Origin of the sequence: Alteromonas salexigens, from assembly GCF_025628895.1 — a bacterium.
Classification (GTDB): domain Bacteria; phylum Pseudomonadota; class Gammaproteobacteria; order Enterobacterales; family Alteromonadaceae; genus Alteromonas; species Alteromonas salexigens.
Genome location: NZ_JAOTJC010000006.1, coordinates 253036 through 271717, shown reverse-complemented (window position 1 = coordinate 271717; position 18682 = coordinate 253036). Strand labels below are relative to the sequence as shown.

Genomic DNA, 18682 nt, shown 5'->3' with positions numbered 1-18682 from the left:
TTACATACGAATTGTTCAATATTCGTGTAAAATGCAACGCCGCGTGCTGGTCAAGCACCACTCCTACTCCGAACCGACAAAATAACTACTTTGGTGGACAAATGAGAACACACAAACTAGCGACACTGGCATTGGCTGTAAGTGCCGCTTTCAGTACTCAAACCCTTGCTCAAGACGAACAAAAACAAAAGAAAGAAGGGTCGCTCGAGCAAATCACCGTCACAGCGCAAAAACGCACACAGTCTATTCAGGACGTTCCTATTTCTATTGCCACGTTGAGCGGCGAGAAATTTGAAAGCCTGTTTTCAGGTGGCGGCGATATACTTGAACTGGCTGTACGTGTACCAGGATTGTACGCCGAATCCTCCAACGGGCGCGTTGCACCGCGCTTCTATATCCGCGGGTTGGGTAATACTGATTTCGATCTGGCGGCCTCTCAGCCGGTATCGATTATCATGGACGAAGTAGTCATGGAAAACGTGGTGCTGAAAAGCTTTCCACTGTTTGACGTACAACAGGTAGAAGTATTGCGTGGCCCGCAGGGTACCCTGTTTGGCCGTAACACCACGGCCGGTATCGTTAAGTTTGATACGGTGAAACCTACCCAGTACTTTGAAGGTTACGCGAAAGCCGCCTTCGGCTCGTACGGCACCATGAACTTTGAAGGAGCTGTAGGTGGCGGTCTGACTGATGATCTGTCAGCACGTATTTCTGTGATGTCCCAGGAGCGTGATGACTATATCGACAATGGCTTCACGGGTCAGAAAGACGCCCTGGGTGGATTCGATGAAAAGGCCTGGCGTGCCCAGTTGCTGTTTGAACCCACAGAAGACTTCTCTGCGCTGTTAAACGTTCACGGTCGTGAACTGGAAGGCACTGCCTCTATTTTCCGTGCTAACGTATTCACTAAAGGCAGTAACGACCTGAACGAAAACTACGTGCGCGACATGGTTTGGTACGACGGTGATATTGATGGCGACGGTGCTGACAATAACCCGCAGGAATACGAAGGATTTGGCACGTCACTGAAGCTGACATATGCCTTTGACGACGTTGAGCTGACCTCTATTTCAGCCTGGGAACAAGCCGATGGCTTCAGTCTGGGTGATGTGGATGGTGGTAGCGGTTCAGGCCCTACATCTCAGCCCGGATTCATTCCATTCGCGGCGGTGACTCAGGATAACCTGAACGATCTGGAGCAGTTTACCCAGGAAGTGCGGCTAGCCAGCAACACCGCCTCCCCGCTTAACTGGCAACTGGGTGCGTTCTTTTTCGATTCGTCGTTTAACGTCACCAGCGTTGACGGCTTTTTCGGTGCGACCACGGTATTTCATGAGAACACCACCTGGGCCGTATTCGGACAAACCTCCTATCAAATTAACGACAAGCTAAACGTAACCGGTGGTGTGCGCTATACCCACGATGACAAAGGTCTGCGGGTAGGCGATCAAAACGTTGATGGCTTCGCCCTGGTTATCGGCGCAGCGAGCGTTCAGGATTACGATCCAATCGATGTCGATGACGGTCAGGTGAGTTATGAGCTGAGTGCCAATTACGAGTTGTCTGACAATGCGTCACTGTTTGCCCGTTATGCTAACGGCTTTCGTGCACAAACCATTCAGGGCCGTGATGTGGCATTTGAAGGCGCGCCTTCTGTCGCGGATGCAGAAACTATCAACTCCGTGGAAGTAGGTTTCAAATCAGATCTGTTAGACGACACCTTACGTCTGAACATGGCTACGTTCTACTACACCATTGATGACATGCAGTTCTCTGCCATTGGCGGTGGCAACAACTTCACGGCGCTGGTAAATGCCGATGAGGGCGCGGCCTACGGGTTTGAAATTGATGCACAGTGGCTGGCCACTGACCAGCTCACCCTCACCGGTGGTTACAGCTATAACCACACCGAAATTAAAGACAGTGGCCTGGCCGTTCAGCCCTGTGGTTCGTCGGCAGATTTCGAAGGTAACTGTACCGTGCTTGACCCGCGCCTGGAAGGAAACCGCGCTTTAGTTGACGGTAACCCATTCCCGCAGGCCCCGGAAACAATATTTAACTTCACCGCACGCTACACCGTACCGGTTGGCAACAACGGCGAAGTTTTCCTGTTTACCGACTGGGCATTCCAGGGTGAAACCAACCTCTTCCTTTACGAATCTGAAGAGTTCACCACCGATGACAACGTAGAAGGCGGTGTACGGATCGGTTATGAAAACTTCGAACACGGTTATACCATCGCCCTGTTTGGCCGGAACATCACCGATGAAGATAATGTGAAAGGCGCTATCGACTTCAACAACCTCACCGGTATCGTTAACGAGCCGCGGATCTGGGGTGTAGAGGCGAAAATAAACTTCTACTAAGTCTTAGTCCATCGTCCACAAAGGCGCCGCTTGGCGCCTTTTTTATTACCGCTAACCCGTCCGGAATAGTGGGCATCGTAATTCCATTAAGCTGCCAGTTGACGGTGGGATGAATAAGCTTCTGTCAGGTAACCTGCAATTTTCTTACACGCCTGCACCGATTTACTGTCCCGCTGATAATCTACCTGCTCCACAATTTTACCGTCAGGTGTTATCAGGTAACTCGCCAGTCTTGCCTGCCGGTATTTCAGATAAAAGTGATGATAATGCAATATCTGGCCGGACTTTAGTGCCATGACACGCTGATACATACAGTACGGCAACTTCATGGTAAGCATCTTAGGATCTGCGTTTCTTAGCGCAGTCACTGACTGAAAGCCGTTGGTGCCACTGTCGGTTAACACCCCGTGCTCGGAAAATAGTTTATCGAGTTTCTTGATGCCGGTATCCATAATCCCTCCAAACCAAATACTGTATATATACACAGTATATTCAGGATTATCGGCTTATCAAGTAATTCGTATGATTTTTATTCAAACCCCATGCCCGGCTCTCACGCGACTAACTCATGCAAAGGGTGGATCGAAGGAGGAATTTAGCTACACGCAGATGTTCGAAGAGATAAAGTGGAAAATGCGGTCAGCCTCCGGCGAGGCTGACCTGCGTGGTTTTGTTATTGCAAGGCCGCTTCCAGAAATGCCCATTGATCGGCATAACTCTCAATACGCATCCAGGTGGGTGTGCCCGCGCCATGCCCCGCCCGGGTTTCTACCCGTAGCAACACCGGGTTGCTACACCCCTGATCCCGCTGCAACACTGCGGCGAATTTGTAGCTGTGCCAGGGCACCACGCGATCATCATGGTCGCCGGTGGTAATAAGCGTAGCCGGATAACATTCCCCTGCTACGGTATTATGCACCGGTGAGTATGCATACAGCGCATCAAACTCATCGGCGTTTTCACTCAGACCATAGTCAGTGGACCATGCCCGCGCGTTAGCATTTGGGGTATGGTATCTCAGCATATCCAGCACACCTACCGCCGGAAGCGCCGCGCCAAACAGATCCGGACGCTGGGTAATGGCCGCTCCCACCAATAATCCGCCGTTGCTGCCGCCTTGGATCGCCAGTCGCGAGGAAGTGGTATAACCGTTATCTATCAGGTATTCGCCCGCCGCAATGAAGTCATCAAATACGTTCTGCTTTTGTAGCCGCGTGCCGGCCTTATGCCAGGCCTGCCCATATTCGCCCCCACCCCGCAAATTTGCGATAGCGAGCACGTTGCCTTGCTCCACCCACGCCATGCGGGTAGCCGAATACCTGGGCATCAGGCTGACGTTGAAGCCGCCGTAACCGTATAACAAGGTTTTGTGTGAACCATCTAATTCAAGTCCGCGCTGGTGCACGATAAACATGGGCACCTGCGTGCCATCTTTGCTGGTATAAAATACCTGCCGGAGTTCAAACTTGTCCAGGTCTGCCGGCACCGATATCGCTTTATATAACTGCGACTCTGCGGCGCTTAAATCATGCTCGTAGATAGCGCCGGGATTGGTATAACTGGTTAACTTGTAATAGGTTTTCTGACTGGATTTGTCATCATAAAAACCTTCAACACTGCCAATCCCCGGCATGGCGATGTCGTGCAGTTTGTTTCCCTGAAGATCATAAACGGCTACCTCAGACTTCACGTTCCGAATATACTGGGCAACCAGCTTACCATCCAGCAATGCCGCGTCATCCAGTGTCGCGTCGGTGGCAGGGATGACATCCCGCACGGTACCGCCATGCAAATCATACGCGATGACTTTGCTGCTCGGCGCATCATGGTTGGTCAGGAAAAGCAACTCACTACCGTGCATATCAATAAAGTCGTACAACCCGTCCCACTTATCAAAGACAGGCTTAGGTGTACTGTCTGGCGCTGTCAAATCATAGGTATACACGGCATTTGAATCAAAACCTTCATTAACGATAATGAGCATGGTGCTGCCATCACCGATCACCACCGGATACGGCGCCCATTTGGGTTCATTCGCAAACGCGAAAACCTGGCGGTCTTCGTTCTGCTCGCTACCCAGTTTGTGAAAGTAGATACTGACCGACTGCTTATCATCCCACTCACCGGCTGCATTTTTTGGGTAGCGAGAGTAATAAAAGCCGCTTTCATCAGGAAGCCAGCTGATGTTGGTGAACTTCACGCCTGCCAGCGTTTCCTCACTCTCTTCAAACGTATTGATGTCACGGACACGAATGGTTTTCCAGTCTGAACCGCCATCGGAGGTCATATAGGCAACTTTATTTGCCCGTGGACTGATTTCGTATTCCGCCATGGAGACCGTGCCGTCTTCACTGAAGGTGTTAGGATCGATAAGAACCTGCGGCTCGCCATCAGGACTGCTGGCTACAAACAACACGTACTGATTTTGCAGACCATTGTTGTGAGAATAAAAGAATTTACCGCCCTTGAAAAAAGGTACCCGGTACTTTTCGTAATCCCACAACGTGGTAATGCGCTCTTTATACTGCACTCGGGTAGGCAGCGATTCCAGAAAAGGACGCGCCAGTGCATTTTGCTTCCCTACCCATGCTTTCACTGCATCGCTATTCATCGCTTCCAGCCAGCGGTACGGATCGCTGACGTTTGCCCCGTGGTAGGCGTCCTGCTGCTCCACTTTTGGGGTTTCGGGATAGGTGAAGCTGGTGTCAGGTTTAGCCGGTGCATTGTCTGCACTGCTACATCCTTGCAGAAACGCACCGCTTAAACTGAGCGCCGCGATGGTGAAGCCGGTTATTCGGTTCATGATGACTGTCCTTGTGAGAGTGTGTCGTTATTAGTGCGGGCCGCGGGCGGCTTCCGCCGAAATACGCCCTTAATATCATCCAGTATGACGTATAACGAGGGGACCAACAGCAGGGTGATAACCGTCGCGAATAAAATCCCGAAGGCCAGCGAGATTGCCATAGGAATAACAATCTGCGCCTGCAGACTGCGTTCAAACACGATAGGCATCAACCCCATAAAGGTAGTCAGCGAGGTCAGGATAATTGCTCTGAACCGTTGTGTACCTGCACTGATGGCCGCTTCTCTGAGGGAGTGTCCTTCACTGCGGGCACGGTTAACGAAATCCACCATGATCAAGCTGTCGTTAACCACCACCCCTGACAACGCGATAATGCCGCAGATAGACAACACACTAACAGCCATGTCGAATGCCAGGTGGCCAATAATGGCTCCCACCACCCCAAAGGGTATCACTGACATGATGATCAGCGGCTGCGAATAGGATTTCAGCGGAATTGCCAGCAGCGCATAAATGGCAAACAGAGCAAATAACAGCCCTTTTAGCAGCCCGGCCATGGCTTCCTGTTGTTCCCGGGAATTGCCCTGCAACTCAAAGCTAACACTTGGATAGCGTTCAAGAAGATCCGGCATCACGTCTTCGATAACTTCCCGGGTAATTTCACCTGGATCTAAGGCGTCTTTATCTACTTTCGCAGTAACCGTTACGGAGCGTGCACCGTCCACCCTGACAATGGTATCGAAGCCTTCTCCCAGTGTGATTTCACCCACTTCTTCAAAAGGGATTTCCTCGCCACTGGGGGTACGGATACGCATGGTTTCAAGATGCTCCACGCTGTTACGCTGTGCTTCGGGATACCGCACCATAACCTTTATTTCTTCTTCATCTCGCTGGATACGCTGTACTTCAGCACCATAAAATCCATAGCGCACCTGCTGTCCCAGCTGCTGCAAAGAAATCCCGGAAGCTTCTGCCTGAGGTTTCAGAGAGAGCTGAATTTCATCACTACCGCCTGAGAAGGTGTCGTTGATATCCGTAACACCGCTGTAAGCAGCCAACCGGTTTTTTAAGTCATTGCTGATACTGCGTAAGGCATCGATATCCGCGGAGTTGAATTCGAAACTGAGATCAGAGCCACCGCCCGGGCCTCCGGGGGAGCCAATATCAAACGACTTCACTCCAGGAATCTCCGGCACCTCGTCCCGCCAACGCTGATGAATTTCAAAGTCGGCGAGTTCCCGGGTTTCCCCTTTCGTTAACTCTACGAATACCTGGCCACTGAGCAAGCCATTGTCGTAGGCAATAGAATGCTTCACCACACCATAGCCGGTTTCTTCTTCCAGTTCGGAATCCATGCGATCCAGCGCTTCCCGCAGCGTGGTAATAGCTGCATCCCGCTGCTGTAATGACGAGCCAGGCTCAAGCTCTACCGTGGCCATCATAAAGTCGCTGGGGATATTCGGGAAAAACACAAACCTTACTATGCCGCCGCCAAACAACCCGATGGTGAGGATCAGCATGGCCATGAACATTGCCAGGGTGGTGTAACGATTGCGAATGGCTTTTTCCAAAAACGGCGCATAGGTGTTGCTGATAAAGCGCTTGATCCCTTCGCTGAAAAAATCCCGGAACCGTTGCAGGCGATTGGCTTTGGTCGGATCGTAAGGCTTCAGTTTCATGTGCACCAAGTGCGCAGGCAGAATAAGCTTTGACTCAATCAGCGAAAAGACCAGACATACGATGACCACCAGACCGATGGTTTTCCAAATGACCCCAAAGGGCCCGGAAACCATCAGCATGGGCGTAAACGCCGCAATGGTCGTCAATACCCCGAACGTGGCCGGCATGGCGACCTTTTTCACGCCAGCAATGACGTTGTCGGTACTGTGGCCTTTTTTATCTATCTCTGAATAAGCTGACTCGCCCATGATGATGGCATCGTCTACCACAATCCCGAGTACCAGAATAAATGCGAACAGGCTCAGCAGGTTTATAGACACGCCCAGCATATCAATCGGCAAGATCAGCAATGTCCCCAGAAAACACACCGGTAACCCCACGATCACCCAGAATGCCAGCTTCAGTTTGAGGAACAACGACAACACAATGAACACCAGCAAGGCACCAAAAAACATGTTTTCCAGCATCATGTTGAGACGATCAGCCAGATAAAACGAACTGTCACCCCAGGTGTCGGCGTTGATATGGTCAGGAAAGCTTTTCTTGGCATTGTCGATGTAGCCATTTACCTGCCGGGAAATTTCCAGGGCGTTTTGGTCACCTACCGCCTGTACCCGCAAGCTGATCGCGGGTTTGCCATCAAACAGGGCATACTGGTTCGTTTCAACAAAGCCATCGTTAATATAAGCCACGTCGCCTAAGGTGACACGGGTACCGCTGGCATCTACCAGTAGCACTAGCTGGGCAAAGTCCCAGCCGGTATAAGCCTGGCCCTTTGTCCGCAATAAGATGTCGCCATTCTCCGTGCGAATTGAGCCGCCTGGTAAGTCTACGCTCGACTGTCGTAAGCGCGTCACCACATCGGAGAACGTCAGGTTGTAACGTTGCAGATCTTCTTCTGCCAGTTCTATTGAAATCTCGTAATCCCGGTCGCCTACCACCTGCACGCTGGAAATACCCGGCAGGTTGGCAATATCCTCGCGCATATCTTTCGCGAACTCTTTTAATTCGCGCTCAGAAGCATCCCCGTATACAGACAGCCAGATCACGTCCTGCTGAATTTTTTGACGGTACACCACCGGCTTTTCGGTATTACCCGGAAAACTCGGTATGGCATCTACCTGTACTTTTACTTCGTCCAGCAGCGATTGCACATCGTAGTCTTCTTCGGCTTCGATGCGCACGGTGCCCATGCCTTCTACGGCAGTAGAGGTAATTTGCTTGATCCCCTCGAGGTTTTTAACGGCTTCCTCTACTTTGAGAATAACGCCCTCCTCCACTTCCTGGGGCGCCGCGCCCAGATAAGGGACTCTTACATTGACGATATTAATATCGAAAGTAGGAAAGATTTGCTTTTGAATGCCAATTGCGCCAAACACGCCGCCAACCAGCAGCAACCACATTAACAGGTTTGCAGCTACGTGATTGCGGGCGAACCAGGCGATGACACCATGCTTTGTGTCGATGCGACTCATTCTGATGCCTCCTGCTCCACCCGTTCAGTGTCTTCAGCTTTATCGTTTTCTGCTTCCGGGGGCAACACGGGTTCGTCACCAGGCAGACGTACCTTCATACCATTGTAAGGATTCGGGACCGCGCTCATTATCACCAGATCACCGTCGTCCAGGCCATCCGACAAGTACACGCTGTCAGCGCTGGTTCGCAACACATCGACTGGCTTAATAGCTAATTCGCGTCCTTCTTCCACCACCAGCACGGTGTTATCCAAACGCAGTGTGGTGCGCGGCAAAACAATCAAATCTTCGGTCCTGGTACCCGTGATGCTGGCCTCAACAAACTGACCAAATTGCAACGCGACACCCTCTTCGTCCGAGTCCCGCAGATAGGGGTCGACGACTTCTACGATGACGTACACTACCCGGCTGGCACTGTCGCGGATCCCTTCGGTACGTACTAATGAGCCGGTCCAGGTGTGAGTTTTGCCTGCCACCGACGCGGTCAGTGTCACATTGCCCTGTTGGCGCTTGCTTTGCTGTAAGTCCAGAAATGCCAGATCGCTATCGGTAACCGGCAAACGGACTTCAGCCACATCAGTGGCGTATACCGAACCAATGGCCATGCCGGTACTCACAAACTGACCTAAATCAATATTACGGGACACCACTAATCCATCGTAGGGCGCCGTGATCCGGGTGCGGGAAAGATTGCGCTGCGCTCGCTCAAGTTTGGCTTCTGCCGCCTTTACATTAGCTTGCTCACGGGCCAGTTGAGGCTTACGTAAACCTAACTCCGGTGGCACCACACTATTCACCGACTTCCACTCGGACTCGGCAACTTTACCGCGGGCAATTTCTTCCTGGAGGGCTGCTTTTGCCTGGGCCAGCTCTGCTTCCGCCAGTTTTACATCGGTAAGGTAATCCTGTTGCTCCAGGGTCGCCAGAACATCGCCTTTCCGAACCATGCCCCCCACTACAAACTGCTCAGATAGCGACTCTACTTTGCCACTCACCTGCGCACTGAGACTGGTTTGATTTTTAGGAACTACATTGCCCTGGGACCGGACTTTAAAGGTAACTGGCTGGCTGGACACCGCTGTGGCATCAACCAGAAACGCTTTATCTTCTACAGGTTGTTGCTCAGGGGGCTCTTTCGACATAATCATGGCAGAGGCCACGCCTATAGCAACCAGTAAAATGAGCAGCGGTATGCCTGCTTTGATTAGTGTATTTTTCATTCCCATCCCTTAGCGAAAACAGAATAGCGGTAATGCAAAAAGGTCAGATGCATACCTTTACGCCCCGCCACTCTCGGACTATTTTTATTATGCAACGCTAGTGTAACTGCTTTATCAGCAGACTGCTCAGGATAGTTTGTAAGAATTGTTAACGGGTTTTACTGAAAAGAACATGCCTATATTCAGTCAGTTACTGTAGGCACGCTTAGGCTGCTTACCTGCCTTTAGGAGAAGCACTGAAGTTTCGGCGGGCAAATACCAGACATGTTTTCAAGTAATTTTAGTACAAAACTATTGCAAATTCGTCCAAAACTGGTGATTATTTAAACTTATTATGTAATTTTATTACACCGAGGTCGTCAAGAGGAAACCATGAGTCTGAAAAAACAATATCTGAAATCTAAACCGGTATGTAAAGTCACCTTCCGGCTACCCGCCCAGGCCGCCAAAGATGCCAGTTCTGCCATTCTGGTAGGCGATTTCAATGGCTGGGATTTATCTTCCACGCCGATGAGAAGACTGAAAAATGGCGACTTTACCCAGACCGTCAACCTGGAAGCAAACAACGAGTACCAGTTTCGCTACGTACTGGACGGCAAGGCATGGGAAAACGACTGGGAAGCAGACGGCTATAAGCCTTCACCGGTAAGCCTTGAAGAAAACTCGGTTGTCAGAGTGTAAGTAATAAAGCTGTCGGGTTCCGGTAACTTTATATTCATTTTCAAGGTTGACCAACAATAAAAAAAGGCTGCCAGTGGCAGCCTTTCGTTTTTGCAACAACTGGGGTTACAGAGACTTTTCCAGCTCTGGCAACACATCAAATAAGTCACCTACCAAGCCATAATCAGCCACCTGGAAGATGGGTGCTTCTTCGTCCTTATTGATTGCCACAATAATTTTCGAATCTTTCATACCCGCCAGATGCTGGATAGCGCCTGAGATACCTACCGCAATATAAAGCTGCGGGGCGACTATTTTGCCGGTTTGACCTACCTGCATATCGTTGGGCACAAAGCCTGCGTCCACGGCTGCTCGTGATGCGCCAATGGCCGCACCCAGCTTGTCGGCAATGCCTTCCAGGAGCGCAAAATTCTCGCCGTTTTGCATTCCACGGCCACCAGAAATAACCACTTCTGCTGCGGTGAGTTCAGGACGTTCAGATTCAGTCAGTGACTCACTGACGAATTCAGATTTATCTGCATCCTTTACCACATCGACACTGGCCACTTCCGCACTGCCCTCTGATGCTGCTGCATCAAACGACGCGGCGCGAACGGTAATCACCTTCACGGCGTCAGCAGACTGAACTGTGGCTATCGCGTTACCGGCATAAATAGGCCGGACGAACGTATCGTCGCTCTCTACACCAATAATGTCAGAAATTTGTGCCACATCCAGCAGTGCCGCTACCCGGGGCATAAAGTTTTTACCGGTAGTGGTCGCCGCCGCGACTATATGACTATAGCCTTCCGCCATTTCCACCACCAGATCTGCAATATTTTCTGCCAGCTGGTGCTTATACACCCCGTTATCAGCCACTAGTACTTTACTGACGCCACTGATTGTTGCCGCACTGTCGGCCACTGCCGCGCAGTTTTCGCCGGCCACCAGGATGTGAATATCGTCGCCCATCTGACTTGCTGCATGGACCACTTTCGCCGTTTCCGGCTTCAATTCGGTGTTGTCGTGTTCTGCGAAAACCAGAATGCTCATGAGATCACCTTCGCTTCGTTTTTCAGCTTATCTACCAGTTCAGCAACGTCTGCTACCTTAATACCGCCTTTACGCTGCGGTGGTGGTGTCACTTTCAGTGTTTTGACGTGGGACGTGAGCTCAACACCAAAATCGGCAGCCGGTTTAACATCGAGCGGCTTCCGCTTCGCTTTCATAATATTGGGCAGTGACGCATAGCGCGGCTCGTTCAGACGCAAGTCGGTAGTCACAATGGCTGGCAGAGCAAGAGCCACGGTCTGCAAGCCGCCGTCAATTTCACGGGTAACCTGCACCTTACCGTCTTCCACAACCACCTTAGATGCGAATGTCCCCTGGGGACGGCCAGTAAGCGCAGCTAACATTTGTCCGGTCTGGTTGTTGTCCGAATCAATGCTTTGTTTACCCAGGATCACCAGCTCAGGTGATTCTTCTTCTACTACTTTAGCCAGCAGTTTAGCCACCTGTAGTGAGTCCAGAGCCTGGTCGGTGTCAACCTGTATACCACGGTCGGCACCCAGCGCCAGTGCAGTGCGGATTTGTTCCTGACAAGCTTTGTCGCCAATCGAAACCACCACCACTTCTTCAGCGATACCTTGCTCTTTCAGCCTTACGGCCTCTTCTACCGCAATTTCACAAAACGGGTTGATAGCCATTTTGGCATTTGTCAGGTCAACGCCGGAGTTATCAGATTTCACTCTCACCTTGACGTTGTAGTCAATTGCGCGTTTGACCGGTACGAGTATTTTCATAGTTACCTCAATTGTTGAGTTTGTCGGTGCCAGGCACCATCACGCATCTCGAATTGCCTGTGAAGATGTTGCGCGCGTGCGCAGAATGCATCCAGATTGTTTTATAGCCAGTAAAAACCATAAGGCAACAGGCAAAAACTCAACGTTAACCTTAAAACGTTACCAAAACGTAAACTAACGTTAACGTAAACCTAATCGCAATGTACTTACTGTTGACGTAAACGTCAACCTGGATTACCTTTCAGGTCGACATTTAATTTACATGTTTTTGACACTTCGTATTATTTGTTTCATCAATAATGCATTATAAAAACAACGCAAAAGGAGCCTCCCGTGGAACGAGAATCGATGGAGTTTGACGTCGTCATCGTTGGAGCCGGCCCAGCCGGTCTGTCCACTGCCTGTAAACTCATGCAGCTTGCCAATGAAAAAGACCAGGAGCTGATGGTTTGCGTGGTAGAGAAAGGGTCTGAAGTGGGAGCGCACGTCCTTTCCGGCGCCGTCTTCGAGCCCCGCGCACTGAATGAACTTTTCCCTGACTGGAAAGAGAAAGGCGCCCCGCTGAAAACAGCCGTCACCGACGATCATATTTATCTGCTCAATGACGCGTCATCAGCCAAAAAACTCCCCAATGCTATGACCCCTAAAACCATGCACAACCAGGGAAACTATATTGTTTCGATGGGCAACGTGTGTCGCTGGCTGGCAGAACAGGCGGAGCAGCTTGGTGTTGAAGTCTTCCCTGGGTTCGCGGCCGCCGACGTATTGTATAATGACGATGGTAGCGTAGGTGGCGTCATTACCGGTGACATGGGTGTCGGGGCAAACGGTGAGCAAAAAGGCGGCTACATGCCCGGTATGGAGCTGCGTGCCAAATATACCGTGTTCGCCGAAGGCTGCCGTGGTCATCTTGGCAAAGAACTTATTGAGAAGTTCCAGCTTGATAAAGACAGTGCACCGCAACATTACGCTATCGGCTTTAAAGAGATCTGGGATGTAGACCCGGCTGTCCATCAGGAAGGTCTGGTGGTGCATACCGCCGGCTGGCCGCTGTCTGATGCCACCGGTGGCAGCTATCTCTATCATGCTGAAGACAACCAGATACTGGTAGGGCTCATCGTCGATCTAAACTATGAGAACCCGCATCTGAGTCCGTTCGACGAATTTCAGCAACTTAAACATCACCCGGTAATAAGCCAATATCTCAAAGGCGGCACGCGGGTGTCCTATGGCGCCAGAGCCATCGCCAAGGGCGGCTTTAACTCCCTGCCTAAAATGACCTTCCCCGGTGGTTTATTGGTAGGTTGTGATGCCGGCACGCTCAACTTTGCAAAGATCAAGGGTAATCACACAGCCATGAAATCGGGCATGGTGGCCGCCGAAACTCTGTTCGACGCGTTGAGCGCATCTGATGATACACCAGCAAAAGAGCTTTCTGCATTTACTGACAATTTTAAAAAGTCCTGGGTTTACGATGAGTTATACCTGTCGCGTAATTTCGGACCGGCAATTCATAAGTTTGGCAACTTCTGGGGCGGCGCATTTAATACCCTTGAACAAAACCTGTTCGGTGGAAACATGTTTGTCACATTAAAGGACGAACATAAAGATTATGCGCAAATGAAAACCGTGGATGAGTGTGAAAAAATTGATTATCCAAAACCTGATGGTCAATTGAGCTTTGACAAATTGTCTTCAGTATTTTTATCAAATACGAATCATGAAGAAGACCAGCCTTGTCATTTGCAGCTTAAAGATCCTACGATCCCTATTCAGGTAAACTTGCCTAAATACGATGAGCCAGCGCAACGGTATTGCCCGGCCGGAGTGTATGAAATCATCGAGGAAGAAGGTGAGAAGAAATTTCAGATTAACGCGCAAAACTGCGTTCACTGTAAAACCTGCGATATAAAAGATCCGTCTCAGAATATCCGGTGGGTGGTTCCGGAAGGGACCGGTGGCCCCAATTACCCGAATATGTAAAAAGGGATCAAAAATTTATTTTTAAAAAGCAGTTTCTTACTGCTTTTTTTTTGCTTATATTTTAACTATTATCATGCACGAATTTATTCACACTAAACGCAAGGTTAATCGATGAGCGAATTTTTAGATATTTTAACCCACGGACGACGTTTACAAGGTGCAGTAAAGGAATTAAGCATCCAGGAGCTTGAGTCGGTACAGGACAAGCTGGGAAATATAATTGAAAAACGTAAGCAAAAGGCGCTCGAGCAAGAACAGGCTGAAAAGGAAAAGCTGGCTAAAATAGCAGAAATCCAAAAACAAATGGAAGAAGCTGGCGTAAAAGTTGACGATTTGAAAGTATCGTCTTCAGATACACCTAAAAAAACCACCGGTAAAAAGCGCCCGGTAAAATATCAAATTACCGATAAAGACGGTAAAACTCATCCATGGACAGGCATTGGCCGTATGCCAAAAGTCTTTAAAGAAGCCATTGATAACGGCAAGAAGTTACAAGACTTCTCAATTTAATATCTAACGCCGCGTTTCTCGCGGCGTGCTTTTCTCTCGCAAATAATTTACGGATGATCATGCCTGATGCACTGCATTACTCAGACACCGAAGGCGATAAAAAACGTCCGGTGTTGTTACTTATTCATGGATTATTCGGTGATTTAAATAATCTCGCCGTTATTCGCCGACACTTTGAAAAAGATTTTCGGGTTATTTCCGTCGACCTGCCAGATCATGGTCAGTCACCACGCCTTAATACGTTTACGCTGGATGCAGCAGTAGCGTGTCTGCATGCGACTGTTTCTCAGCTATCACTTAGTCGCTTTATCCTGCTCGGACATTCTCTGGGCGGCAAGGTCGCGCTGCGTTTTGCATTACACCACCCTGAGTTAGTTCACCAGGTCATGGCAGCAGACATTGCGCCGGTAAGCTACCCACACCGACACCAGAGTATTATTGCAGGACTTGAAAGTGTGTCCCTGGCCTCGATTCAAAGTCGTCAGCAGGCCGATGAGCAGCTGGCTAAACACATCGCCGAAGCCGGCGTAAGACAGTTTTTGCTAAAAAGCCTCTATCAGAACGAGGCCGGACAATGGCAATGGCGGTTTAATTTATCCGGTCTCAAGGCCAGCTATTCGCATATCAGCGACTGGCCGGCGATGGATGCTCAGTATCAGGGGCCGGTTTTATTTATTAAAGGCGGCGATTCTGAGTATATTCTGCCAGAACACAGATCAGCAATAGCCAGCTACTTCCCTGCCGCCAAAGCCCATGTTATTAATGGCGCCGGACACTGGTTGCACGCCGAGAAACCGCAACTATTTAACGCAATTGTTGAAAAACAATTAGCAAAATGTAAATAACTAATCCCATCTGGCTGACGGGCAGAAGATTAACGTATTTTTAAACGCTTTTGGCTCTGTCAGACGTATAGACTGTGGTATAGTTTTGCCGGAAATTTTTAAGATATATTTATGCTTGCAGAAAATTACGAGCTCATCGAAACCATCATGCTGTATGGCGGATTAACCTGCTTATTCGTATTGATGGCATTCGCAGTACACGACGTACTGGCCAGAAATAATGTCCCGCTGATAGGCCGGGTTGTGGCGTACGGCGTGCTAGGCCTCGGTGCCCTTGGCTTTGCTGCCAAAGGGATCATAGAGTTATTCTGGGTGAGCGCCGGAGTTTAACTGCAACTTAACTGTTAGACAGGGGTAGGTTATGGCTAGTGTGGGCCTGTTTTTTGGCAGTGATACGGGAAATACCGAACACATTGCCAAGATGATTCAAAAAGAGCTTGGAAAACAGCTTATTGATGTAAAAGACATCGCCAAAAGCAGTAAAGAAGATATCGCAGAATTTGATCTGCTTATTTTTGGGATCCCCACGTGGTATTACGGTGAAGCGCAATGCGACTGGGACGATTTTTTCCCGGAACTGGAAGACATTGATTTCAACGATAAGCTGGTCGCCATTTTTGGTTGTGGCGACCAGGAAGATTACGCCGAGTATTTTCTCGATGCAATGGGCATGGTACGCGATATCGTAGAGCCTCGCGGCGCCATTCTGGTTGGCCAGTGGCCTATTGAGGGCTATGACTTTGAAGCTTCAAAAGGAATGGCCGACGACAACCACTTCGTAGGTTTGGGCATTGACGAAGATCGTCAGCCAGAACTGACCGAAGAGCGGGTAAAAGCCTGGTGCAAACAGTTGCACGAAGAGCTGTGCCTGGCTGAACTGGCCTAATAAGATTGGAATTACAAGAAAGGGCCGCACATGCGGCCCTTTTTTGTTGAAGCCCAGTGAGAGTTACAGCTGAAAGCGTTCCACCGCCCGTTTAAGGCTCTCCATTTGTTCATCGAGCTGCGCAGTCGATTGATTGGCCTGCCGGGTACTGTTGGCGCTCGACTCAGCCAACTCAACAATCGTAGTCAGGCTGGTAGCCACATCAGCTAACAACCCATCCTGCTCACGAGTGTCCTTTACTATGTCCTGGTTAATCTGACTCAGCTTAACAATGATATGGCGGATCCCCTCTACCTGTTCACTCACCTGCCGGGTAATTTCCACTCCCTGGTTTGCTTGCTGCCGGCCAGTTTCAATGGCACCCACCGCTTCTTTTGCATCCTGTTGCAGTGAGTCAATCATAGTTTCGATTTCCTCTGTGGATGCATGGGTACGGTTGGCCAGTGTGCGTACCTCGTCGGCTACTACCGCAAATCCCCTGCCCTGTTCACCGGCTCGTGCCGCTTCAATGGCTGCGTTCAGGGCCAACAGGTTAGTTTGTTCGGCGATGGTTTTAATGACATCAAGGATACTGCCTATACGGCTGCTGTTCTCTTCCAGGCGATGGATAACAGTGGCAGACGTTTCAGCCTGCTTGGCCTGGCTGTCGACCTGGCGACGGCTGTCAGCCACCAAATCTGCTATCGCCCGGCTTTGCTCCGTCACAGTATGCAGCTCTTCCATTGCGACATTGATCTGGGTCAGGTTACTGCGGCTGGTGTCCTGCACCACCTGAGTGTTCTTGGAAGTAGTCTGCACCTGCTGACGCTGTGCATCCACATCACGCAGACTTCGCTCGCCTAATGACACACTCTCTTTTGTGATAGCCATCAGCTTAATTTCTTGTTCAAGAATATTTCCCACCAGCTCACGTAAACTATCGGTAAGACTATTCACCCGGGCCGCTAATACAGCAAATTCATCTTTGCCCGACTGATCAAGCTTGGTGGTGAGATCGCCCTGGCTTAACTGTGTCAGACCACGGTTAATTTTAGTCAGCGGACGGGCAATACTACGGGTCGCAAATACAGCCAGAACGACCGCGGCTAGCAGGCCAGTAACAGCCACTATCAGGTTACGAACCAGATTCTCCTGTACCGTTTGTAATATCTCGTTCTGACCGGCCAGGGTAGATTGACTGACGTTCTGGAACAGTCCATTGATATCAGCTAATGCATTTTCTAGGGCCTGATTTGCCGCATCCCGGTGGCTGGCCGCCGCAGCAATTTGTGCCAGCTTGCTTTGTTGTAGAGAAATTAGCCCCTCGTCCCCGGTTAATTGGGTGATTAACGCCTGGTACTCATTGTTGAATGCTGCCACCGTACCGCCGTCATCCACGCCTTCGGCCAGGCGGTTAAGGTAATCTTTATCCACTTTCAGGTTACTAAACTGATACTCAAGATCGGCCACGATATTTTGCGTAGCTGTTTCATCGTTGGTGGCGGCTAACTCACCGATAGCAGTATTCATGGTCAGCAGTTTATTATCGATGTTGGTGCCGGCACCAATCAGGGTTTGGATCCCCGGGCCGTCAGCCTCTAAGTACGACAAATCGAGCATCAACGCACTGGCTTCATCTGCCGACATTAAGACCCCTTCCAGTTGCTCGGCAATGCGCTCAATCAACCGCAACTTTTGCTCCAGAGCCGTATACATTGCATTACTTTCAGCAACATATGCTTTACTTCCGTCTATAGCAGACTGCGCTGCGGAAGCAGTGGTCATGGACTGCTGCAACTGATTCATATGGATAAGAAACGGCTCAGCCAGGCTTTCAAAGCGTTCGCGATTGGCCTGCAGTTCAGCCAGGGAGTTTACGTGGTAACCGTTTGCGGTGATGGTGGCCAGCGAGAGTATTTCCGTTTTAACACTCACCACGGTACTTTGGACAGGCATTTTATTGTCTACCACATCGACGGCTGATTGCCTGATATCACTTAGCCCGAAATAGGAGAGAATACTGGTAAGTAGTAGCAAACACCCGAACAGCGCAAAGCCCAGGCTAATTTTATTGACGACATTTAACTGCATTCGTTATCTCGACTTGTGGATTTTGCACCGCCAATGAATGACGCGCATACCTTTATTATTTTAATGAGATGTTAATCTAAGTACGGGGTGAAGAAAAAGCGTTTTATTACTATTTCATACATTGAAAACTCACCTTCCCCACAAGAACTACAACCGACTGATTTAATGGGTTGTTATTGCTCTTTCTCATCGCCAGCGATCAGGAGTCAGAAGATTTAATAGTGGTCTTCACCTGCTTAGTCTACCCCACAACTTTATTACGTAACATTTACATTCCATTATATCGACACTTTAGTGAAAATCTTTTAGTCCAAAGTCTCATTTAGGGAAAATTCACTTGTCCCCTGTGGTGTTAAATCCACCAACCACTCAGCAAGCTTGC

General features: G+C 49.8%; 14 protein-coding genes. 7 read left to right on the top strand and 7 right to left on the bottom strand.

Annotation, left to right across the window (positions count from 1 at the left end):
* Positions 1–101 precede the first annotated feature (101 nt).
* A complete protein-coding gene (locus OCL06_RS05315; protein WP_262992705.1) occupies positions 102–2366 on the top strand; it encodes a TonB-dependent receptor in 2265 nt (754 codons plus the stop codon).
* A gap of 86 nt (positions 2367–2452) precedes the next feature.
* Here the strand turns inward: OCL06_RS05315 and OCL06_RS05310 are convergent, their stop codons facing one another.
* The 4 genes from OCL06_RS05310 to OCL06_RS05295 all read right to left on the bottom strand — a co-directional run bounded on the left by OCL06_RS05310 (position 2453) and on the right by OCL06_RS05295 (position 9544).
* A complete protein-coding gene (locus OCL06_RS05310) occupies positions 2453–2818 on the bottom strand; it encodes a hypothetical protein (RefSeq protein ID WP_262992704.1) in 366 nt (121 codons plus the stop codon).
* Between the two features lie 221 nt (positions 2819–3039).
* On the bottom strand, positions 3040–5169 hold the full coding sequence (locus OCL06_RS05305; RefSeq protein ID WP_262992703.1) for a prolyl oligopeptidase family serine peptidase: 2130 nt from the start codon (positions 5167–5169) through the stop codon (positions 3040–3042).
* Positions 5166–8324 carry an efflux RND transporter permease subunit gene (locus OCL06_RS05300; protein ID WP_262992702.1) on the bottom strand — a complete coding sequence of 1053 codons (3159 nt, stop codon included), beginning with the start codon at positions 8322–8324 and terminating at the stop codon, positions 5166–5168. Before OCL06_RS05300 ends, OCL06_RS05305 begins: the two co-directional genes overlap by 4 nt.
* Positions 8321–9544: an efflux RND transporter periplasmic adaptor subunit gene (locus OCL06_RS05295; RefSeq protein WP_262992701.1), complete on the bottom strand. Its 1224-nt coding sequence runs from the start codon at positions 9542–9544 to the stop codon at positions 8321–8323. Before OCL06_RS05295 ends, OCL06_RS05300 begins: the two co-directional genes overlap by 4 nt.
* Positions 9545–9916: 372 nt before the next feature.
* On the opposite strand from OCL06_RS05295, the gene OCL06_RS05290 reads away from it, so the two are divergent.
* The gene (locus OCL06_RS05290) at positions 9917–10225 is read left to right on the top strand and encodes an isoamylase early set domain-containing protein (RefSeq protein ID WP_262992700.1); all 309 of its coding nucleotides are present in this window, start codon (positions 9917–9919) and stop codon (positions 10223–10225) included.
* Between the two features lie 105 nt (positions 10226–10330).
* On the opposite strand, the gene OCL06_RS05285 is transcribed toward OCL06_RS05290, so the two are convergent.
* Positions 10331–11257: an electron transfer flavoprotein subunit alpha/FixB family protein gene (locus tag OCL06_RS05285; RefSeq protein WP_262992699.1), complete on the bottom strand. Its 927-nt coding sequence runs from the start codon at positions 11255–11257 to the stop codon at positions 10331–10333.
* Positions 11254–12006, bottom strand: a complete 753-nt coding sequence (locus OCL06_RS05280; protein ID WP_262992698.1) for an electron transfer flavoprotein subunit beta/FixA family protein — start codon at positions 12004–12006, stop codon at positions 11254–11256. Before OCL06_RS05280 ends, OCL06_RS05285 begins: the two co-directional genes overlap by 4 nt.
* A 333-nt stretch (positions 12007–12339) precedes the next feature.
* Between OCL06_RS05280 and OCL06_RS05275 the strand changes: the two genes are divergently transcribed.
* The 5 genes from OCL06_RS05275 (at position 12340) to fldA (ending at position 16230) form a co-directional block, all read left to right on the top strand.
* The gene (locus OCL06_RS05275) at positions 12340–13989 is read left to right on the top strand and encodes an electron transfer flavoprotein-ubiquinone oxidoreductase (protein ID WP_262992697.1); all 1650 of its coding nucleotides are present in this window, start codon (positions 12340–12342) and stop codon (positions 13987–13989) included.
* Positions 13990–14100: 111 nt separating this feature from the next.
* Complete coding sequence (locus OCL06_RS05270) at positions 14101–14499, top strand: H-NS histone family protein (protein WP_262992696.1); 399 nt, start codon at positions 14101–14103, stop codon at positions 14497–14499.
* Positions 14500–14558: 59 nt separating this feature from the next.
* Positions 14559–15344, top strand: a complete 786-nt coding sequence (locus OCL06_RS05265) for an alpha/beta fold hydrolase (protein ID WP_262992695.1) — start codon at positions 14559–14561, stop codon at positions 15342–15344.
* 111 nt (positions 15345–15455) lie between these two features.
* Complete coding sequence (locus tag OCL06_RS05260; protein WP_262992694.1) at positions 15456–15674, top strand: DUF2788 domain-containing protein; 219 nt, start codon at positions 15456–15458, stop codon at positions 15672–15674.
* Positions 15675–15705: 31 nt separating this feature from the next.
* Positions 15706–16230 carry a flavodoxin FldA gene (gene fldA, locus OCL06_RS05255; RefSeq protein ID WP_262992693.1) on the top strand — a complete coding sequence of 175 codons (525 nt, stop codon included), beginning with the start codon at positions 15706–15708 and terminating at the stop codon, positions 16228–16230.
* 63 nt (positions 16231–16293) lie between these two features.
* On the opposite strand, the gene OCL06_RS05250 is transcribed toward fldA, so the two are convergent.
* Positions 16294–18300 (bottom strand): methyl-accepting chemotaxis protein, encoded by a 2007-nt coding sequence (locus OCL06_RS05250; protein ID WP_262992692.1) that lies wholly within the window; start codon positions 18298–18300, stop codon positions 16294–16296.
* Between the last annotated feature and the right edge of the window lie 382 nt (positions 18301–18682).